We start from the raw sequence: 20,436 nt of genomic DNA, 5'->3' as shown, positions 1-20,436 counted from the left end.
ACAGTCGCGGCTCGAAGCCTACGGCTTCTCACGCTCCCGTCCTGTGGACAGTCGCGGCTCGCACCTTCGGTGCTCACGCTCCCGTCCTGTGGACAGTCGCGGCTCGCACCTTCGGTGCTCACGCTCCGCTTGCGCTCGCACTTCGCGTGAGATGGTAAACCTCCACACACATCAGGATCAACAAAATAAGGTGAAAAAAAGCCCCTGGCCCCCTCCTCATCTCGAGCACCGGGTTATGCTACACCGGTAACAGCAATCGATACACTCTATACGGCGAAAGGCCGATACTATTCCGAGAATCCCATGAATACCCCCGCCCTCTCCGTCGTCCTCCCCGCGCTCAACGAGGAGGCCACCATCGGCAAGTGCATCACCAAGATCCGGACAGTCTTTGCCGATCTCGGGATCGACGGCGAGATCATCATCGCCGACTCCTCCGACGACCGGACGGCGGCGATCGCCCGGGACCTCGGGGCCAGGGTCGTCCGGCCGGAGAAACGGGGCTACGGCAACGCCTACCTCGCCGGGCTCGCCCGCGCCCGGGGGCGCTATATCGTCATCGGGGATGCAGACGACACCTACGACTTCCTCGAGATCCCCAAGCTCCTCGCCCTGCTCGATGCCGGTGCCGACATGGCCCTCGGCTCCCGGCTCCGGGGGGAGATCCGGCCCGGGGCGATGCCCGCCCTCCACCAGTATATCGGTAACCCCTTCCTCACCTGGCTCCTCAACCGGGTGTTCGGCATCCGGATATCGGATGCGCACACCGGGTTCCGGGCGTTCCGGCGGGAAGCGCTCGAACGGATGAACGTCAAGACCGGGGGGATGGAGTTTGCAAGCGAGATGATCATCGAGGCGGCGAAGGCCAATCTCCGGATCGACGAGGTCCCGATCACCTACTACCCACGGGTCGCGCCCTCGAACCTGCAGAGCTTCTCCGACGGCTGGCGGCACGTCCGGTTCATGCTCCTCTACCGGCCGATCCCGTTCATCACCGTTCCGGGACTGATCTTCACGGTCTTCGGCTTCTTTCTGATGATCATCTTCGCCTTCCGGGGAGAGGTCGAGACCTCGTTCATCCACTCCTTCATCCTGGCTGCCCTCTTCTTCATTGGCGGGCTCCAGGCGCTTGTTGCCGGGATCAACATCGCCGTCTACTCGGCCGTCCAGGGCTACGGCGAGGCGGGGCCGTTCCTCTCCCGGCTCATGAACTACCACAACCTCGAGCGGGAACTCCTCGCCGGGATCCTGCTGATGGCCGGCGGCGCCCTCGTCGGGCTCGGGATCCTCCGGGACTGGGCCGCCTCCGGGTTCGGCCCCCTCTTCCAGATTGCAAACGCCGTCTGGGCACTGGCACTCTTCCTCGCCGGAATGCAAGTCGTCTTCTCCGGGATCTTCACGAGCATGGTGCTCTTAAAACGCGGCGAAGAGCAGGATTGACCCCCGCCGGGCACGCCGCTCCGCCCGACGATCCCGTTTTTTAGGGCACATTTTTGATTTCCGGGCATTTTTCGGGGAGATCGATCCCGTTATATATGATTGGCGATACAGTGTGACCCGGAGGAACTGCAAATGGCCATTTTATCAACCAACCAGCAGGAGATAGCAGAAAGGATCGATGCAGGTACTGCCGCCGAAGTCTGGCGGGACTGGAAGTGGCAGGTCCGGCACGCGATCACTGAGATCTCCACGTTCGAGCGGCTGCTCGGCGTATCGTTCGGAGAGGACGAGCGGCGGGAGCTGGAAGAGACCGCAAGCAGGTTCCCCCTGAGGATAACGCCGTACTACCTCTCGCTCATCGATCCAAAGGATCTCTGGAACGACCCGATCTTCATGCAGTGCTTCCCGTCGCCGGCGGAGCTGCAGGTCGAGCCCGACGACATGGAAGACCCGCTCGCCGAAGACGCCGACCACCCGGCTCCCTGTATCACCCACCGCTACCCCGACCGGGTGCTCTTTTTAGTCAGCAACGTCTGCGCCATGTACTGCCGGCACTGCACCAGGAAGCGGAAGGTCGGGGACGTCGACTCCATCCCCTCAGAGGCCGAGGTCATCGAGAGCCTTGACTACATCCGGGAGAACCCCGGGATCCGGGACGTCCTCCTCTCCGGGGGCGACCCGTTCATGCTCCCCGACGACCGCCTCGACTGGATCCTGACCGAGCTCGACGACATCGAGCACGTCGAGGTGGTCAGGATCGGCACCCGGACTCCGGTCGTCCTTCCCTACCGGATCACGGAGGAACTCTGCGCGATGCTTGCCCGGCACCACCCGCTCTGGGTGAACACCCACTTCAACCACCCGGCGGAGATCACCGCGTCCTCGCAGAAGGCGCTCGCACGGCTTGCCGATGCCGGCATACCGCTCGGCAACCAGACCGTCCTCCTGGCGGGGGTGAACGACTGCTCCCGGATCATGAAGACCCTGGTGCACAAACTCGTCAGGAACCGGGTCCGGCCCTACTACCTCTACCAGTGCGACCTCTCCGAGGGGCTCGCTCACTTCCGCACCCCGGTCTCGAAGGGGATCGAGATCATCGAGAACCTCATCGGGCACACCAGCGGGTTTGCCGTCCCGACCTACGTCATCGACGCTCCCGGCGGCGGGGGGAAGATCCCGGTGATGCCCCAGTACCTCATCTCCTGGTCCACGAACCGGGTGGTGCTGCGCAACTTCGAGGGCGTGATCACCACCTACCGCGAGCCCGACTCCTACGAACCGGTCTGGTGCGACCGCAAGTGCGCGACCTGCAACCAGTACCTGAAGCTCGAGGGCGCGGACGAGTCCAAGGCGGTCGGGATCGCCAAACTCCTCTCCGAGGAGGATCCGACGACGGCGCTCGTCCCGGAGCACACCGAACGGTTCGAGCGGAGAAATGACAGCTGACACCGTTACGACGATCGGCAACACCCTCGTCCAGCACGGGCGGTTGAGCGACCGCATCTACGTGATGCACCTCTCTCCTGCCGATCTCCCAGAAGTCCTCGACGACCTCGATGCGCTCGCACAGCGAGAGCGTTACACAAAGATATTCGCAAAAGTGCCTGCCTCCGCTCTCTCCTCGTTTATCGCCCGCAGCTACGTCGTCGAGGCGCGGGTTCCGGGATTCTTCCGGGGCAGGGAGGACGGGTATTTCGTAGCGCAGTTCCTTGATGTGGGACGCCGGCGTGCGTCGGGCGATCTCGCTGCGGTCCTCGCGGCCGTCCGCGAGAAGGCTGGCGATGCCCGCCCTGCCGCCCTCCCATCGGGCTGGACGTGTGCCCCCGCGGCGGAGGACGACGCCGACGACCTTGCCGCGCTCTACGGCGAGGTCTTTGCGACGTATCCGTTTCCCATCGCCGTTCCCGGTTACCTGCGGGAGACGATGGCCGGGGACTACCGCTACTTCGTCGTCCGCACCGAAGACGGTCGGCTTGCTGCGGCCTCCTCGGCGGAGATCTACCCCGACGACGAGAACGTCGAGATGACCGATTTTGCCGTGCACCCGGACTTCCGGGGCCAGAACCTCTCGTCCCTCCTTCTTTTGCGGATGGAGGAGGAGATGCGGGCGGCCGGGCTGAAGACCGCCTTCACCATCGCCCGGGCGCTCTCCTACCCGATCAACGCCACGTTTGCCCGGGCGGGGTATGCGTGGGGGGGAACGCTCACGAACAACACCAACATCTGTGGCGGGTTCGAGAGCATGAACGTCTGGTATCGCTCGCTGGAAGAGTAAGTCCCCAGGCAGGGGTCATACCGCTCTCGGTATACGGGGGGAGGTGCTCAGCAGAGGGCGTGGGCCTTGCTCCCGTCACTCCCGCCCGTGCTCCTGGTGGGCGCGGGCGAGGTGCTGGGCCGCGAGAGCGCCGAGGAGGGAGAGTTCGCCGGCGAGCACCCCGGCGGCAACGATCTCCGCAAACGCCTTTGCGTGGGCTCCCGGCGGCTCGCCGCCACCGGCGACGCCGAGCATCGTGAGGCACTCGTGCTGGGTATCGATCCCCGTGCCGCCCCCGACCGTTCCCACGGGAAGCGACGGGAGGGTGACCGAGACGTAGACCCCGCCGTCCACCCGGTCGACGGTTGTGATCGCGGTGCTCCCCTCGACGACGTGGGCGGGGTCCTGCCCGCAGGCGATGAACGTAGCGGCGACGACGTTTGCCGCCTGGGCGTTGAACCCGAACGAGGCCGCCCGGGCCGAACCCACCAGGTTCTTGCGGTAATTGACCTCCGCGAGGGTCTCCGCGTCAGTCTTCAGGAGATCCATGATCGCCGCGTCGGTAAGCCGCACCCCCGCGGCCACGGTCTTCCCCCGGCCCCGGACCAGGTTGATCGCTGCCGGTTTCTTGTCGGTGCACATGTTCCCGGAGGTAGCGACGAGGCGGGCCCCGGTCTCCCGCTCGATGAGTTCGCCGACCTTCTGGCCCGCGATCGTCACCATGTTCATCCCCATGGCGTCCTTGGTGTCGAACTCGAGCCGAACGAAGACACTTGTCCCGGCAACGTAGGTGACGGCTTCACGGAACTCGCCGTGCTTCGTGGTGCTCTCTGCAACCTCCCGGATCTCCGCGGCGTGGCTCTCCACCCAGACCGCCACATCACGGGCGTGGCCGACGTCGCGGGCGGCAAAGACCGGTGCCCGGGTCATCCCGTCCCGCATGATCCGCACGTCCGCCCCCCCCGCCCGGGTGATGAGTGAGCAGCCGCGGTTCACCGAGGCGACGAGCGCCCCCTCGGTCGTCGCGAGGGGGAGGTAGTAGGATCCGTCGGCATACTCGCCCTTCACCCGGAGCGGGCCTGCAACGCCGAGCGGCACCTGGACGGTGCCGATCATGTTCTCGATGTTGCGCTTCACGACCCGGTCGATCACGATGGAAAACGACCCCACTTTCGGGAGGGCGGTGCCGGTCTCACCCTCGACGAACGCCCGGCGCACCCGGACGGCCTCCTCGGGGGGGAGCTCTTTCTCGAGAGCGTAGAGTTTGAGAGACCCGTCTTTCAGCCTCTTGATATACTCATCCATGAATAAGTATGAGAGTTCATATCTAAAGATGGCTGGTGGTCGATATGGGAGAAGAACAGTGGTGCCTTGCGGTGCCGAGACGAGAGGCTGAAGGGAGGCGGCGCCGGCTGCTTGAGGAGGGGTTCCTCGACCGCCGGTTCCATCCGCGACCGGAGGGTGACGCGATCCTATTCCCGGTGACGGAGGAGATCCCCGGCGCCGTCCGGTGCGAGTTCGAGACGGTGCCGGAACGCATCGAACTTCCCCGCCACGAGCTCGTGGGCGGGATCGCCATCATGCAGGAGAACGATCCCGCGGGAGCAGAGCGGTTGCTCGCCTCCCGGCCGTCGCTTGAGACCGTCCTCTTCCCCGAAACCGCGGTCGAGGGGGAGTACCGCACCCGCCGGTTCTCCGTCCTTGCGGGGGTTCCCACCACCCGCACCCGGGTGACGGAGTACGGCCACTCCTTCGACGTTGACCTCTCCCTCGCCTACTTCTCCGCCCGGCTCTCGACCGAGCGGCAGCGGGTTCTCGGGGCGATGGAGGAGGGGGAGCGGGTGCTCGATATGTTCGCCGGCGTCGGGCCGTTCGCGATCACCCTCGCCGGGAAGGCGGGTCTCGTCGTCGCCGCCGACCTCAACCCCACCGCGGTCCACCTCCTGATCGAGAACATCGCGCTCAACCGCGCCGGAAACGTCATCCCGGTGCTCGCCGACGCCGCACACCTCCCCCGGCTCGGCTTTCCCCCGTTCGACCGGGTCGTCATGAACCTCCCCCTCGCCGCGCCGGAGTTCCTCCCGGCGGCGGCCGCCCTCTGCCGGGACGGCGGGACGATCCACCTCTACGCGCTCCAGGAGCAGGAGGGGGAGTACCTCCCCCTGATCAGGGAGGTTACCGATGGCGAGGTCGCCGAGCGGCAGGTCAGGACCTACTCGCCGGGGAGGTGGCACGCGGTGTATGATATCGTGGTGGAGAAGTAAGGGGATCCCTTGGATTGCAGCTCTTGCATTTTCAGTAATCAAATATGCTTCTTCTTTTTTGGCTGGGCATATCTCCCACTGCTCACCGAGCATCACATTGTGGGGGGGTGAGACTGCGATGGGGGATGGTCCCCTCGCACCTGAGACACCTGAGTTCCCATTCCTTGGGCCTGCTGATCTCCTATGGCTAGATCTGACACGGCTTCCGTGGGGATATCGCCTTGCGGGGGGGAGGGGGCAGGGGAGGGGGGGGATGCTCCCCTCTCCCCGCCAGCCCCACCCCCAGGCGCGATATCTCCCACGGTCCAGTGTACCGGGTTTTTCCCTCAGTCAGGTTGCTCCCCTCTCTGGTGTATCGTGTAGTGGGGGTCACCAGTAACCATCCACCGAACTTCGCGCGAGGTTGTCGTAGGGGATAGCTCCTGGGTCTCACGCGATGTCGTGAAGATCGCGAAAGAGACTCCGGCAACCCTGCAGACTCCGCAGGTTAGAGCGATAGAAGTGGAGGTATAGGGATGGCGTCTCGCGCAAACGCGCAAGACACCGTCCGGGGCTGCTCTCCGGGCAGCCCGAAAAAGTGTTTACTCCACCGGCACGAACTTCGTGCCGTAGTGGATGGTGCCGCTCTCGCCGTCCGCCGCTATCCGGCGGAAGACACTTTTGACCCGCATCCCGATCGCAATATCCTCGATGGGACATGCGACCTGGGTGGTGAGCCTCGGCCCCTCGTCGAGCTCCACGACCGCGAGGGCATAGGGGGTGGTGTGCTCGAACTGGTCGCTTGCCGACCGGATCACCGTGTAGGTGACGATCGATCCTTCGCCGGTGAACTGGTGGTCGACGATGTTGCCGCTCCGCCGGCAGTCGGGGCAGAGTGACCGGGGCGGGAAGAAGTGCCGCCCGCAGGTCGTGCACTTCGTCCCGACGAGGTTGTAGCGCTGCGGGATCTTTCTCCAGAACCGTGAAACCGACATAGTTAGGCCCCCAGAATGTGCACGACGACCGTCGCGCCGGTGCCGCCGACGTTATGCGCCATACCGATCTCCGCGTCCACCTGCCGGCCGGCGGCCTCGCCGCGGAGCTGGCTGACGATCTCGTAGATCTGCTTGATCCCGGTCGCACCGACCGGGTGGCCGCAGGCCTTCAGGCCGCCGCTCGTGTTCACCGGGATCTCCCCGCCGAGAGCGGTCGCCCCGTCCGCGGTGAGTCTTCCCGCTTCACCCTTCTTGCAGAACCCGAGGTCCTCGATTGCGCAGATCTCCGCGATCGTGAAGCAGTCGTGAACCTCCACCATGTCGATATCCTTGTGGGTGAGCCCCGCCTGGGCGAACGCCCGCTTGCCTGCCGCCACGGTGGCGTCCAGGGTCGAGATGTCCCGCCGGTCGTGGAGCGAGATGGTGTCGCTCGCCTGGGCGCTTGCAAGCACCCGTACCGGGGAATCGGTGAACTCACGGGCACGCTCGAGCGGCACCACCACGACCGCCGCCGCACCGTCGGTGATCGGCGAGCAGTCGAAGAGCCGCAGCGGGTCGGCCACGAGCGACGAATTTAAGACCGTCTCGACCGTGATTCGGTTTCGGAACTGTGCGATCGGGTTCTTTGCGCCGTTCTCGTGGTTCTTCACCGCGACCTGTGCGAGTTGCTCCCGGGTGAGGGGGTAGCGGTGCATGTAGTCGTTTGCAATCATGGCGTAGAGGCCGGGGAAGGTCGCTCCGGCGAACCCTTCCCACTCGCGGTCCGCGGCGCTCGCGAGCATGTCCACACTCGCCCCGGTTCCGACGTCGGTCATCTTCTCGACGCCCGCCGCGACGACGATATCCTCCATGCCGCTCGCGACCGAGGTCACCGCCTGCCGGAAGGCAAGCCCGCCGGAAGCGCAGGCCGCCTCCACACGGGTCGAGGGGGTGTTGTTCGTCGCCAGCCCGGCGTAATCCGCGATCAGGGCGCCGATGTGCTCCTGCTCGACGAACCGGCCGGCACTCATGTTCCCGACGTAGAGAGCGTCGATCTTCTCGCCGGTGACGCCGGCATCTTCGAGCGCCAGCGCCCCGGCCTTGACGAAGAGGTCGCGGAACGAGATTCCCCAGTGCTCCCCGAACTCCGTGCAGCCGACTCCGATTACTGCTACGTCTCTCATTTCTGCATCACGATCTTTCCCTTGTGTTTGGCATACAGTGCATAGTCGAGGTAGGTCGGGTTCGTGAGGAGGTTCTCCACGCTCGGCGCCGCCGTCCGGTCGAATCCTGCGGACTCGATGGCGTCGGTCACCGTGATGTCGAAGGCGTCGCTCCCGGCTCCCGACCCGAACGAGGTGACGAAGATGCGGTCGCCTGGTTTCGCTGCATCGAGCGTAGCCGCAAGCCCGATCATCGACGCCCCCGAGTAGGTGTTCCCGAGCCTCGGGACGACGAGGCCGGGCTGGATCTGCTCAGCCGTGAACCCGAGCGTCTTTGCTACCCGCTGCGGGAACTTCGCGTTGGGCTGGTGGAAGATGGCGTAGTCGTAGTCCTTCGGGTTCGTCCCCGCCTGCTCAAACATCAGCCGCGCTGCACCCTGAACGTGCTTGAAGTAGCCGGGATCGCCGGTGAACCGCCCGCCGTGGCGGGGGTAGTTCTGCCCTTCGCGCCGCCAGAAGTCGGGCGTGTCGGTGGTGAACGAACAGGTGTGGTTGATCTCGGCGATGACGTCCTCGCTGCCGATGACGAACGCCGCACCGCCGGCCGCGGCCGTGTACTCGAGCGCGTCGCCGGGAGCGCCCTGCGCCACGTCCGCACCGATGGCGATCCCGAACGGGATCATCCCGCTCTTGACCATGCCCATGCAGGTCTGGATGCCTGCCGTCCCCGCCTTGCACGCGAACTCGTAGTCGGCGGCGGTCATGTTCGGGGTCGCCCCGATCGCCTCGCCGACCGTGCAGGCCGTGGGCTTGACCGCGTAGGGGTGCGACTCGCTCCCCACGTAGATGGCACCGATAGCTTCGGTGTCGACGGTTCTCCGCCGGAGGGCGGCGCGTGCCGCCTCGACGGCGATCGTTGCGGTATCCTCATCGAGATCGGGGACGGACTTCTCAAAGACCCCGAGCCCTCTCATGACGTCGTTTGCATTGCCGCCCCAGACCCGCGCGATTTCCGGGACTTTTATCCGGTATCGCGGGATGTAGACGCCGTATGAATAGATGCCTACCATAGTTTTCCTCGTAGTGAACCGATGATCGTCTCGACGTCCATCCGTGTGCAGAGCACGCTGATCCGGTCGCGTTCCGCGAGACCCGGGATCAACGGATGCACCTCTTCCGGGCCGATGCCCTGCAGCACCACGCAACGCGGTTTAAAGGGCGTGACCCGGATCGCCACCATGGGGGACTTTCCGGTCGAGACCTCGGTGAAGATGAGGGCACGTTCCGTGCTCCAGCCGTAGATGCGGTTGAACTCGCTTGATGAGAGATGGAGGATCGCATTGAGGCTGTTGATCACCGTGTACCCATAGATGGTCTGATCCGTCGGCCCGCAGAGCGTGACGGCACCGATGGCCTCCGCAAACTCGGAGAGGGCCACAGGAGACGCGTACTCGTGGATGTCGTAGATGACGTCTTCGTCGAATTCGCTGTACAGGATTTTCGCAAATTTGTTGATGAACCGGCCGCCGTTGTCCTCGTCAATCGAGAGGATCGTATCGACGATCTTTCCAACGATGGCAGTTCCCGGACTCTTTCGCCGTCCGCTTTCGTAGTCGCTGATAACTGAGGGAGAGACCTCCAATCGTTCGGCAAGCAATCCCTGGGGGATGTTGAAACTCTGCCGCCACTTCTTGAGGGCCTGACCCGGTGAGTCCGAGAGTGTGATCTCTCCTGCCATTTTCTCGGCAAGTTGATGCCGCACTCCGGATTTCATGCAGGTACTGTCAGCACCCGCGACTTAAATAATTAGCGTATCCCACTTCGACATTTCACGAAGATCCGGGGTCGGGGTCGTTGCGCAACTCGTATATAGTATGCATCTCAATTCTGATATGATGGTTGAAGCGGAAGACCTGCAGTCATTGAAGACGATCGCCCTGCTCGGCGGGTGCCGGGGCCCGATATGGCTCTCGTCTCAGTCGCTCGGTAGCGTTCTGGGTATCAGCCCCCAGACCACGTCGCGGAGGTTGATCGCGCTTGAGCGCCAGCAGTTCATCGTCCGAACGATGAAGCCCGACGGCCAGTATGTCGCCGTCACCCGGGAGGGCGAGCAGGCGCTAAAGCAGGAGTACGCGGATTACGTCCGGATCTTCAACCCGGATCAGAGGCGGTACACCCTGACCGGAACCGTGATCAGCGGGCTCGGGGAAGGCCGCTACTACATGAGCATCCCCCATTACAAGGAGCAGTTCGGCGGTTGTCTCGGCTTTGAGCCCTTTCCCGGAACCCTGAACATCCGGCTCGATGCGCCGAGCATCGAGGTTCGCAAGCAGATCGATCACGTCGGCTGGATCGATATTCCCGGATTCACTGCCGACGACCGGACGTTCGGCGCCGCCAGGGTGATCCCCTGCCGGATAAGGGGGCACAGGTGCGCGATAGTCGTCCCCTCCCGTACCCATTACCCGGAGGATACCATCGAGGTCATCGCCGGGTGCGAACTCCGCAAAGCCCTGAACCTGAACGATAACGATACGATCGAGGTGGAGATAACCCATGATTGATGCAGCCATAAAGGCCCTTGCCAGGGGCGAATTCGTCCTGTTATACGACTTTGACAACCGCGAGCGCGAGACCGATTTCGCGATCCGCTCGGATGCCGTCACACCCGCCCACATCCGGCAGATGCGCAAAGACGGCGGTGGGCTGATCTGCACGGCGGTACACCCCGAGGCAGCGAAGAGGCTCGGGCTGCCGTTTGCACATGAAGTCCTGCGTGCTTGCAGTCTCGTCGAGAGGGACGGGGAAGTCCCGTACGACCCGAAGAACCACTCCTCGTTCTCCCTCTGGGTGAACCACCGCGAGACCTATACCGGGGTCACCGACCGTGACCGGGCATTGACGGTCACCGCCATCGCGGACGAGGTGGAAAAATCGCTCAACGGTGGCGGACATGATTTTGCGGCGCATTTCCGGACCCCGGGGCACATGGCACTCCTCCGGGCCGCCGACCGGCTGCTCGACGAGCGGCGGGGGCAGACCGAACTCTCGATCGCGCTTGCGACCATGGCCAACGTCACCCCGGCGGTCACGATCTGCGAGATGCTGGACGACGAGACGGGGTTCGCCCTCACGAAGGAGGGTGCGATGGAGTATGCGAGAAAGCACGGGCTCGTCTTCATCGAGGGGAAAGACGTTCTGGACCGGTGGGAATCGGAAAGACCGCAGGAATAATATCCACCTCTTTTTTGACCCGGCAGCGCCCGCCTCCCGAAAAGTATTCCCGCTGACCTTTTAACACACCGCCTGCAACGTGCCCGGGCTCTCCGGTTGTGGCGCAAAACGGCACGACGTGTGTGTTTTCAAAAACAATATATACGATTGTACGACATCATAATCGGATGAAAAGAGATGCTGTGGCATACTTGAATACGAGAAAGAAGGGGGATTTCGCAGCACAAAAGAAGGAAATCGAGGATTTTTGCAAGTATCGGTTCCAGATTGTTGAAATCTTCCACGATCACCGGGCAAATGCAACCCCTCCGGAGAAACGGAAGGGATTTACGGAGATGCTGGAGTATTGCGGCGCCAATAATTGTCCCGATATCATCATCTACGATCTTGCAGGCCTCGCGAGGGACCCGGATGCCGGGCTTGCCGCACTCAAAACCTTAAACGAGCACTACGCCGTCTACTGCGTGAATAACGATTTCTTCGGGTTCCGGGATGAGCCGGAGCAGAGGAGAGCGGCCATCGGCAACTTCGTCGAGTACATGGAGCAGTACCGCGAGAGTGCCCGGAAAACCACTCCGGCCGTCTCGAAGAAGGCGAAGAAGGACAACGGGCGCCCCATCGGGAGGCCGAGAGCGCTCAATGAAGGGCAGGTCGAGGCTCTCCTCACGGTACGGCAGGCCGGGACGAGTATTAGCCAGATCTGTCGGATGTTCGACGTCAGCAGGAGCACGGTCAGCAAGATCCTCGCAGACTACCCAGAACTGAAGGGAGAGTGGAAGGGCGCCCGACAGGGGCCGGGGGAGTGATCCCTCCCGAAATTCCTTCTTTTTGGCTACTCTTGATCGCTATATCTCTCCGTTATCCACGACTCGATCCGGGTGAGAGCGAGGATCGCTATCATCCCCAGCATCGCGCCTATCATGAAGACGACCCGGGTGTTTACGCGGTAAGGGGATATACTGTAATGAACATTCTCACCCAGAACTCTGCATTTCCGGGTCATAGATTATGTTCGCATCCCGTGTCATAACGCGGAGATGTCATCTTCACCGGCCAATCATGCAGAATCATTCCGCAGGATGAACATTCACCGCTGGATCGCATGCAATCGACTTCAGGGATGAATCCAAAAGAGCCATAAAAACGTAGATGGAACTCCTTATTTAGATGGAGTCTCCTCACGCAGTTCTTGAACGATATTATGGATATTCTACTTTTCTACCCTACCAGGAAGAGATCATCAACAATATTCTTGAGAAGAGGGATGTTCTTGCCGTCATTGCAACCGGAGGGGGTAAATCGCTCTGTTATCAGATCCCTCCTCTCGTAACCGGAGGGCTGGCGGTCGTGATCTCACCCCTGATCTCTCTGATGAAGGATCAGGTCGACTCGCTGGTGACGCAGGGCATTCCTGCAGCAACCCTGAACAGTTCACTCCCCTACGATGCGATGGCCAGAACCCTCGCAGACCTTGAAGCAGGGCGGCTCCGCCTGCTCTACGTGTCGCCGGAGAAGGTAGTGCAGACACGGTTCCTGACCACCCTGCGCGAGTTGAACGTGACGCTCCTGGCAGTCGATGAGGCTCACTGTATCTCCGAGTGGGGCCATGACTTCAGGCCGGATTACCGCCAGTTGCGCATCTTGAAAGAGATGTTTCCGAGCGTCCCAATGATTGCCCTGACGGCAACTGCGGTTCCGGAGGTCCAGCGGGACATCCAGAAGCAGCTCAACCTCATAAACCCGGCCGTATATGTCGGAAGTTTCAACCGGAAAAATCTGCAGTACATTGTTGCCGGCAAAAAGGGTGCGTATCCTCAACTCCTCGATTACCTGAGGGACAACCCGAACCGGTCGGGGATCATCTACTTCTCAAGCAAGAAGCGCACGGAAGAGGTCGCACAGAAGTTACAGGAAGATGGTATCCGCGCTCAGCCTTACCATGCGGATCTGCCGGGTAATTTCCGTAGTAGGGTGCAGGAACTGTTTATCAGAGACGAGATCGACGTGGTCTGCGCGACCAATGCTTTCGGGATGGGTATCGACAAGCCCGACGTGCGGTTTGTTATCCACTACGATATGCCGAGGAACCTGGAAGCGTATGCGCAGGAGACCGGGCGTGCAGGCCGGGATGGTGAAGAGAGCGACTGCATCCTGTTCTATAGTCGTGGTGACCGGAAACGATGCCTGTATTCTATCGAGAAAGATTGCTTGAACCACCCGGAGCCGGGGTATTACCCGCGGGCCGTGCGCAAGCTCGACGATATGGTTGCGTTCTGTGAGACCACTCAATGCCGCAGGCAACATCTGCTCAGGTCTTTTGGCGAGATCTTCACCGGGGTGCCGTGCCAGGCCTGCGATGTCTGCATGCTGCCGGATGAGTTCATCGACGGTCGGGAGATTGCCGCGAAGATTGTGGACTGCATCTCTCAATTGCCGGGAAGTTTCGGCATAACGCACGTTGCGGGTGTTCTTGCCGGCTCCCGGAGCAAAAACGTACTGGCGAGAGGTCATCAGAACCTGTCAGTATACAACTCGGGGAGTGAGTACTCAGGCGAGGAATGGCGCTCGTTCATACGTCAACTCGTAGCGAACGGCTACCTGGATCAGAGTTCCGATCAGTACCCGGTCGTCACCCTGAACGAGCGCAGTCAGGCTATCCTGTCTGGAGATGAGTGTGTCCGGTTCAGCAGGCCGGGGAGTTCGAAAACCCGCAACAGGGGGAAGACAGACCGGGGTGAGAGACCCTTTGATTCCTCCCTTTTTGAGGAATTACGAAGCGTCCGGAAGAGGCTTGCAGAGGATCTGGATATCCCTCCCTACATGGTGTTCCACGATAGAGCCCTGAAGGAGATCGCCCGCCGGTACCCTGAGACCCTTGAAGAGTTTGCGGCCATTCCTGGTGTAGGCGATGCGAAACTGCAGCAGTTCGGTGAGATCATCATCTTTACAGTCCGTGGTTACCGGAGCCGGCAGCATCCGGACGATGAGTCCGGTGCAAGCCAGACCCCTGACGCTGGAGGTTCAACGGTATTTCCCGGTAATGATCCCCATGAACCGGCAGCGTCAGGTGCGGTTCTGCCGCCGACGCATTCAGGTGTCCCGGATCAGGCCCCTGCCCCACCCGACGACATCCCCGACGATGCGCTCCTTGAAGAGGCCTATGCTCTGCAGGGGTATATCCGGGATCTGCGTGAAGAACTGCGTCAGGCGGAAAAGCTGCACAAGGAATTGCTCGCGAGAGCGCGCGAGTCGGGTATCCAGGAGAATGAGACGTATGCTATAACAACGCAGGTCAGCAGGAGGCGCCGGGTTGTCACCGAGCGATTCTACGAGCGGTATCCGGAGGTTTTTGTCAAGATAGCGAAGGTTACCATCAGTGCCGCTGAGGCTGCTGTCGGTGCGGAAGCGCTGGACGAGTGCATCCAATACGATGAGTCGGAGAGGGTCAGGGTTATCTGTAAAACCTGAGAGAGGTCTCAGTGCTTCACTAATTTTGACACCTGACTTCGTGTGAGTTGACGGTAGGGGCGTGAACGAAGTCTCGCGCGAGGAGCGACGGATGGGACATCCGGAGCTTGAGAAACCCGAAGGGTTTTGAAAAACGCGAAGTTCGCGAATCGGTATCGCCCGCCGAAAAAAGAGTTTCGGAGGTAGAGCCTCTACAGCTGCACCTGGGAGAGAGCGTCGTAGACGATCTTTTTATAGAGATCCGGCTGCGTCCCGTACTCCTCCTGGGCCTTCTTTGAGTCGTCGGTGGTGCCGAACGCTTCGAGCCTGTCGAGGGTCTCGCGGGCGGTGTCGAGCACCCAGAGGTCGCGGGTCTCGCGGTCCACGACCGCGATCGACTCCACGCGGACCGAGACCAGGCAGTTCCCGTCCTGGGTCGTGTAGAGGTTCGGTTTCCCGACGACGGCGACGAACGCGGGCGGCTCTATCCGGGCAAGCTGCTGCATCGCCTCGGGCTGGTAGGAGCCCGCCATGATGAAGAAGGTCCCCGTCGGGTCGGCCACCCTCCCGCGGTAGAAGATGTTCTGGTCGCCCCGCCGCTCCTTCTCCGTGAGCGTCCCGACGATGAAGATCCGGTTGCTCCGGATCCCGCTCGGGAGGATGACGTAGGTCGGGCTCTTCTCATCGTCACCGTCCTTGAACTGGTAGCGGGTCTCGCGAAGCTCGGATGCGAAGACCCTGCGTGCCGGTTCGCGCTCGAACGTTCCCTGCGGTTTCATGCCGGCTCACCCCCGGCACGGTTCAGCAGACTGGCCAGTTCTTCGGGACTGAACACGATCGGGGTGCAGGAGTTGACGAGCATCCTGCCGCCGAACTCGCTCCCGCTACAGGTATAGTAGCGTCCGAGCACCGTGTTCCTAACGCGGTAGAAGATCTCGTCCATGCCGAGCGGGTTCGTCTCGGCAATTTCAATCGCCTCTTCAAGGGCGATCCCCGTGAGGGCCTCGACGATCTCGCGCTGCATCAGGACGTTCCGGGCACGTATGCCGTCGTCCAGCACCGCTTTTAAGCGGAGGTCATAGCGGAACTCAGGCTGGATCTCGTGTACCGGGCAGTAGTTCTGCCGGGAGAGCGTCCGGTTGCAGCCCTCGACCGGGCAGCGCTTGATCAGGCCCGAGCCGGGAGCGACGTGGACAAGAGCCCCCTGGATCTCGGTCTCGGTTCGCCCGACCTCGATATCGCCCTCGTCGGCGATGTACATCGCGGTGTTCAGGGCGAGGGAGAGCCTGCCGTTGTACTCGTCTACGGTGGCGTAGAAGATGTTGTAGACGGCATCGAGTTCCAGTTTATCCTTCCCAAGCGGTTCCTTTGGAGCCGCCTGGCCGGTTCCGGAGGAACCTGCTCCCTCTTCCTTCCAGATGACGAACTTGATGGTGCCGGTCTCGTCGCCGAGGAGCCCCGTCTGGAGCATCCGGTCGTGCGAGGCATCCCATTCCTGGATGAACTTGGCCCGCACGCTCCCGACACCGGGCTTCAGCTCGGCGATCGGTGTTATCGAGGGGAGGAGCGGAGCATCTTTCTCCATCTGCGAGATGGTGGTGCCCGAGTGGATCTTCAGGTTCGGCGCACCCTTGTACTCGTCGACGACCGCGGACTCGAGCCGGTACCACTGGCCGTACTCCATCGCGGGGGGGTTCCCCCGGGCCCAGGTGACAAAACGCATGGCGCCGCTCGAATCGGCGATGATCCCCGTCTGCGCGATCGAGGGTGAGAGGGGCGGGGTCAGGGCAACGATCTTTCCCTCGATCGTCACCCAGTCGTTGGGGACGATCTCGTTTATCGGGCGGAGCTCGGTGGAGGTGTTCCCGACGCCGGTGACGTTGTGCTCGCGGGCGAGATCGGCCGTCACGGTTCGTTCGGCCTCGTTGACATTGACGCCGAACTCCTCGACGAGACGGTGGAGGCGTGATTCGATCTTCTGCCGATCGGGCTGTGCGCCTTTTGTTTCAAGTTTCCGGGAGATTCTCTCTGTTACCTCTGATAGGTTCATACTTACATCTCCAGTCTGTACTTCATCTCATCAGGATATTAAGAACACGGCCCGCGGTGTGAAAGTAAGTTCGGAGCCTGCTCAGGATGCCCTGCGATGCGGCCTTTTTTGGAAAGGGTGCGGGAAAGGCTACCATTCCAATATCCGGGAGATTTCCGTTCCCGCCGCCGGGCGGGAAGACGGGGGTTACGGGCGCGGTGGGGTCAGCCGCGTCTGTGGGTGAATCGCAGAAGATCGGACTGGACACTTGAATGTATATATAGGGGCAAGGACAACATCAGCTGTATGGCATTGACTGCGGAAAGTACAATCGCGGAACTCCTCCGAGAGAAGCCCGAATCGGCACAGGTACTCTTCCGGTTCGGAATGGGTTGCCTTGGCTGCGCCATCGCAAACAACGAGACGATCCGGGAAGCCGCCCAGGCGCACGGCATCCCTCTCGAAGAGATGCTCTCCGCTCTCGGCGTCGCCGAGGCGTAACCCTCAATTATAATCGTTCCCGGAGACGCTTGAGCTCAGTGAGAGCGGCCTCCGGGTTTCTTTTCATGTAATCTGCAATCACCGGGACGTGCAGGAGCGTACAGCCGGCGCACCCCCAGATCCTGCCGCCGTTCGAACTATCGACCCATTCGCCGAGTTCTTCGTCTGCACAGGGGTAGCAGGGGCAGTAGCAGTAATCGCACCGCTGTCCCGGAAAGTGGCAGGGGTAGTAGGGACAGTCCTCCTTCTGCCACTCCACCCAGTGGTCTCCGCCGTAGCGGCTATAGATGAAGAACGACGGCTCGCTCCGCCGGACCTTGCCCTGCTGCCGCGCGAGGGCCTCCGGGAGACCGCGGAGAACCGCCGCGTGAACCCTGCTGCCGACCTCGGTCAGGGTCCCGGCGTAAGAATGTACACGAGGAGCGTCACGATCGCACGCGACGACGACCGCGTCCGTCGTGGTCCCTGGAAAATCGTAGCCGAGGTCATGGAGCGCCTGGGCCTTTGCCCCTGTTGCGGTGACGATCGTCTCAAGGAGCGCCGAATCAACCATCCCCTCCCGGCTGTAGACGATGATGTTGATGGTGTGCGGGGTGGTGGGGGACGCTGTCGGGTTGGTCACCCCGGCGGTGATGAAGACCGTGACGAAGTCGTACTGGAGCACGCAGAGATGGTGCATCCCTACAGCGGTCATAAGGCCGAAGTAGTCCCGGAAGATGCCGTGCCGGGCGGCAAGAAGGTCGAGATGGCGTAGCGGTTCGGCCTCGAAGTCGCGGGGCACCGTGTGGTTTAAGACCGTTGTGACGTCGGCGATACCGCCGTTGACGCCGGTGCTCGCCGCCCTGAACCTCCCGCGGAGAAAAAGAGTCTCGTCCCTGACGAAATATCTCATACGACGGAATAACGGGTTCGGTCTTTCAGTTCCTGCTGTTTGCCGGCGTTCCAGCCTGCAACGTCCTGGAGGTAGCCGGTGACCCTGCTGATCTGCATAACATCGTGGCTCCCGCACTCCGGGCAGACGGCCTTGCCGCAGAGCGGACAGTACTCGATGCTCTCGACGATTTCGTGGTGGCAGTCGCAGTGGTCGAGCGGGCACATGATCTCAAGCGACGTCTCGCCGCAGTGAGGGCAGGGGTTTTCGTCCACGACGAAGTGGCAGGTGTGGCACTTGTACCGCCGCTCTCCCGCGGGGATTTCATCGAGGCTCTGGTACTTTTCCGCCAGTTTAAGTTGTTCAGGGCTCCAGTTCATGATACCCATATCTGCGGGAGAATATATAACTCTTCAGATGCGGGACAACCCGCATCCGCCTCAGATCACTCATAGGGGTCGTCATCTCCCCTGAAGGGGATCGGAACGGAGAATTCATCACCGGCGGATGCGGGAGAAGCGTTCGGCTTCGGCGCCCGGGTCCTCCGCCTCGTAGATGCTCCTTCCTACAATGACCCCGTCGACCAGCCGGGCCACCGTATCGATATCGCCGCCCTGCGCCCCCACGCCCGGTGAGTAGATCGCCTTGCTGCCGACGATCTCCCGGAGCCGGGTGATCCGTTCGGGGCGGGTGGCCGGAGCGATGATGCCGTCGGCCCGGGAGGAGACGGCGAGTTCCGCCAGGCGTTCGGCCACACCGCCGTGGAAGAACTCGGTCGCCCCGGGGTGGCTCATCTCGGTGACGATGTAGGCCGCTCCGCTGTGCTTGTGCGCCACCTCGACACAGGTTCTCGCGGCATCGGCTCCCACGAACCCGTGGGCGATCACGGCGTCGAACCCGGCCGAGAAGACCGCTTCGCAGATGAGGCGGTTGGTGTTGGGGATGTCCGCGACCTTGAAGTCGGCGATGAGCGGGAGGGCGAGATCGGCGAGGTCGCTGGCGATGGTGAGCCCTGTTGCGAGGACAAGGGGGTAACCGACCTTGATCGCGTCGATGAAGGGCGCACAGGCCTCCGCGATGCTCACCGCCTGTTTCCGGTCGAGCACGTCGAGGGAGAGGATGAGTTCGGTCATCGTTCCAGCCTCTCGAGGGTTGCGGCCACCAGGAGCGGCAGGTTGATGGTCGCATCGCCATAGACCGTTGCGGCGGTGGCCTCGCCGGTGAGTTTGCCCCACGATCGGGCCTCGTCGAGCGTCGCCCCCGAGAGCCCGCCGAGGTCGGGCCGGTCACCGGTGAGCTGCACCGCGTAGTCGAATCCGGTCTCGGTCATCAGTTTGCTCTGCAGGATGTAATTCTTTGGAACCCCGCCGCCGACGAGGATGGTGCCGGCCCGCTCGGCCTCAAAGCACCGGTCAAGGAGCCCGGGCATGTCGGCAAACGCGCTGACCGTGACCCTGTGCGTCTGGGAGAAGAGCCAGTACTGCAGCCCGATCATCGAGTCCTGGATGGCCGGGCAGTAGACCGGCACCCCGGCCTTTGCCGCCGCGGAGAGGATCCCGGTATCAAGCCTGCTCCCTATCCGGCCGAGGAGATCGGAGATCGAGACCGTCGAGCCTTCGGGGAGGGAGGAGTAGGCGTCCTGCAGGAACTCCTCGAACCGGATGAACGCCTCGTTCGGGAGGAAGATGTCGTAGATCCGGTTGACCCCCTCCTCGCAGAGTTCGGCGTCGGAGACGTCGGAGGCTCCATGGTAGTGGTGGCACCCGATCGCCTCGATGACGTCGTGGGTGAGATTCGCCCCCGTCGAGACGAGCACGTCGATGTGGCCTCTCTCTATGAGGTCGGTGACGATGCCCCCCATCCCGCCGGGCACCATGGCGCCCGAGAGCCCGAAGAACTTCAGCGCTTTCTCGTCGCGGAGCATCCGTTCGTAGATGTTGACCGCCTGCCACAACGATCCCCCGTTGTAGGCTCCGGCTTTCCCGAGTTCGTCGACGAGTTCGCCGACCGTCATCCCGGGGTGCACCCGTGCCTGCTGAACCGCTTCCCCGTACTTGAAGGTCATGATACTGTTACACCAGCTTCTGTACGAGGTATTGGCATTCATGCACGATAATGGATCGTCTTTTCCCGCGGTCGTCGGCCGAACGGGATGTCCTGGTAAAAATGCCATGATGTTGCGGGAGCCCGGTAGTTGGGCCCCCGCTGCCAGACAGGGGATGACTGGTTATTCGACACGGGATGATCCCACTCGTCCCGCCGTGTCGGGGTCCGGTATAC

At 62.3% G+C, this 20,436-nt stretch carries 20 protein-coding genes; 9 read left to right on the top strand and 11 right to left on the bottom strand.

Going from position 1 to position 20,436, the window contains the following annotated elements:
- Positions 1-303: 303 nt before the first annotated feature.
- The 3 genes from FGW20_RS09390 to ablB all read left to right on the top strand — a co-directional run bounded on the left by FGW20_RS09390 (position 304) and on the right by ablB (position 3,715).
- Entirely contained in the window at positions 304-1,440 is a 1,137-nt protein-coding gene (locus tag FGW20_RS09390; protein ID WP_301677828.1) for a glycosyltransferase family 2 protein, read from the top strand.
- 132 nt (positions 1,441-1,572) lie between these two features.
- Positions 1,573-2,886 (top strand): lysine 2,3-aminomutase, encoded by a 1,314-nt coding sequence (gene kamA, locus FGW20_RS09385; RefSeq protein WP_301677827.1) that lies wholly within the window; start codon positions 1,573-1,575, stop codon positions 2,884-2,886.
- Complete coding sequence (gene ablB, locus FGW20_RS09380) at positions 2,876-3,715, top strand: putative beta-lysine N-acetyltransferase (RefSeq protein ID WP_301677826.1); 840 nt, start codon at positions 2,876-2,878, stop codon at positions 3,713-3,715. Before kamA ends, ablB begins: the two co-directional genes overlap by 11 nt.
- 75 nt (positions 3,716-3,790) lie before the next feature.
- On the opposite strand, the gene hmgA is transcribed toward ablB, so the two are convergent.
- A complete protein-coding gene (gene hmgA / locus FGW20_RS09375) occupies positions 3,791-4,999 on the bottom strand; it encodes a hydroxymethylglutaryl-CoA reductase (NADPH) (protein WP_301677825.1) in 1,209 nt (402 codons plus the stop codon).
- A 44-nt stretch (positions 5,000-5,043) separates the two neighbouring features.
- Between hmgA and FGW20_RS09370 the strand changes: the two genes are divergently transcribed.
- Positions 5,044-5,958, top strand: coding sequence for a class I SAM-dependent methyltransferase (locus FGW20_RS09370; protein ID WP_301677824.1), 915 nt, complete (start codon positions 5,044-5,046; stop codon positions 5,956-5,958).
- A 581-nt stretch (positions 5,959-6,539) separates the two neighbouring features.
- On the opposite strand, the gene FGW20_RS09365 is transcribed toward FGW20_RS09370, so the two are convergent.
- From FGW20_RS09365 to FGW20_RS09350, 4 genes are read right to left on the bottom strand one after another with little or no spacing between them, the layout of a single operon-like run.
- Positions 6,540-6,932, bottom strand: coding sequence for a Zn-ribbon domain-containing OB-fold protein (locus FGW20_RS09365; protein ID WP_301677823.1), 393 nt, complete (start codon positions 6,930-6,932; stop codon positions 6,540-6,542).
- 2 nt (positions 6,933-6,934) lie between these two features.
- On the bottom strand, positions 6,935-8,095 hold the full coding sequence (locus tag FGW20_RS09360; RefSeq protein WP_301677822.1) for an acetyl-CoA acetyltransferase: 1,161 nt from the start codon (positions 8,093-8,095) through the stop codon (positions 6,935-6,937).
- Positions 8,092-9,144 carry a hydroxymethylglutaryl-CoA synthase gene (locus tag FGW20_RS09355; RefSeq protein ID WP_301677821.1) on the bottom strand — a complete coding sequence of 351 codons (1,053 nt, stop codon included), beginning with the start codon at positions 9,142-9,144 and terminating at the stop codon, positions 8,092-8,094. Before FGW20_RS09355 ends, FGW20_RS09360 begins: the two co-directional genes overlap by 4 nt.
- Positions 9,138-9,848 (bottom strand): helix-turn-helix domain-containing protein, encoded by a 711-nt coding sequence (locus tag FGW20_RS09350; RefSeq protein ID WP_301677820.1) that lies wholly within the window; start codon positions 9,846-9,848, stop codon positions 9,138-9,140. Before FGW20_RS09350 ends, FGW20_RS09355 begins: the two co-directional genes overlap by 7 nt.
- Positions 9,849-9,969: 121 nt before the next feature.
- Here FGW20_RS09350 and FGW20_RS09345 point away from each other — a divergent pair, with 121 nt between their 5' ends.
- From FGW20_RS09345 to recQ, 4 genes are all read left to right on the top strand, one after another.
- Positions 9,970-10,638 (top strand): DUF120 domain-containing protein, encoded by a 669-nt coding sequence (locus FGW20_RS09345; protein WP_301677831.1) that lies wholly within the window; start codon positions 9,970-9,972, stop codon positions 10,636-10,638.
- Positions 10,631-11,308: a 3,4-dihydroxy-2-butanone-4-phosphate synthase gene (gene ribB, locus FGW20_RS09340; RefSeq protein ID WP_301677819.1), complete on the top strand. Its 678-nt coding sequence runs from the start codon at positions 10,631-10,633 to the stop codon at positions 11,306-11,308. The genes FGW20_RS09345 and ribB overlap by 8 nt, the downstream gene beginning before the upstream one ends.
- 167 nt (positions 11,309-11,475) lie before the next feature.
- Entirely contained in the window at positions 11,476-12,114 is a 639-nt protein-coding gene (locus FGW20_RS09335) for a recombinase family protein (RefSeq protein ID WP_301677818.1), read from the top strand.
- A 361-nt stretch (positions 12,115-12,475) separates the two neighbouring features.
- A complete protein-coding gene (gene recQ / locus FGW20_RS09330; protein WP_301677817.1) occupies positions 12,476-14,776 on the top strand; it encodes a DNA helicase RecQ in 2,301 nt (766 codons plus the stop codon).
- Between the two features lie 191 nt (positions 14,777-14,967).
- Here recQ and FGW20_RS09325 read toward each other — a convergent pair whose 3' ends face one another.
- Entirely contained in the window at positions 14,968-15,534 is a 567-nt protein-coding gene (locus tag FGW20_RS09325) for an RPA family protein (RefSeq protein WP_301677816.1), read from the bottom strand.
- The gene (locus FGW20_RS09320) at positions 15,531-16,805 is read right to left on the bottom strand and encodes a nucleotide-binding protein (RefSeq protein ID WP_301677815.1); all 1,275 of its coding nucleotides are present in this window, start codon (positions 16,803-16,805) and stop codon (positions 15,531-15,533) included. Before FGW20_RS09320 ends, FGW20_RS09325 begins: the two co-directional genes overlap by 4 nt.
- Positions 16,806-17,090: 285 nt before the next feature.
- On the opposite strand from FGW20_RS09320, the gene FGW20_RS09315 reads away from it, so the two are divergent.
- Positions 17,091-17,285, top strand: a complete 195-nt coding sequence (locus FGW20_RS09315) for a DUF1858 domain-containing protein (RefSeq protein ID WP_301677814.1) — start codon at positions 17,091-17,093, stop codon at positions 17,283-17,285.
- Between the two features lie 7 nt (positions 17,286-17,292).
- Here FGW20_RS09315 and FGW20_RS09310 read toward each other — a convergent pair whose 3' ends face one another.
- The 4 genes from FGW20_RS09310 to FGW20_RS09295 all read right to left on the bottom strand — a co-directional run bounded on the left by FGW20_RS09310 (position 17,293) and on the right by FGW20_RS09295 (position 20,221).
- Positions 17,293-18,177 (bottom strand): adenosylcobinamide amidohydrolase, encoded by an 885-nt coding sequence (locus FGW20_RS09310; RefSeq protein ID WP_301677813.1) that lies wholly within the window; start codon positions 18,175-18,177, stop codon positions 17,293-17,295.
- Positions 18,174-18,536 carry an anaerobic ribonucleoside-triphosphate reductase gene (gene nrdD, locus FGW20_RS09305; RefSeq protein WP_301677812.1) on the bottom strand — a complete coding sequence of 121 codons (363 nt, stop codon included), beginning with the start codon at positions 18,534-18,536 and terminating at the stop codon, positions 18,174-18,176. The genes FGW20_RS09310 and nrdD overlap by 4 nt, the downstream gene beginning before the upstream one ends.
- Positions 18,537-18,653: 117 nt before the next feature.
- Positions 18,654-19,289: an orotidine-5'-phosphate decarboxylase gene (pyrF, locus tag FGW20_RS09300; protein ID WP_301677811.1), complete on the bottom strand. Its 636-nt coding sequence runs from the start codon at positions 19,287-19,289 to the stop codon at positions 18,654-18,656.
- The gene (locus FGW20_RS09295) at positions 19,286-20,221 is read right to left on the bottom strand and encodes a deoxyhypusine synthase (RefSeq protein ID WP_301677810.1); all 936 of its coding nucleotides are present in this window, start codon (positions 20,219-20,221) and stop codon (positions 19,286-19,288) included. The genes pyrF and FGW20_RS09295 overlap by 4 nt, the downstream gene beginning before the upstream one ends.
- Between the last annotated feature and the right edge of the window lie 215 nt (positions 20,222-20,436).

It is taken from the genome of Methanoculleus methanifontis (assembly GCF_030464365.1).
Lineage (GTDB): Archaea > Halobacteriota > Methanomicrobia > Methanomicrobiales > Methanoculleaceae > Methanoculleus > Methanoculleus methanifontis.
Note: the sequence above shows the minus strand (reverse complement) of the source record. Positions and strands in the feature narration are given on the sequence as shown.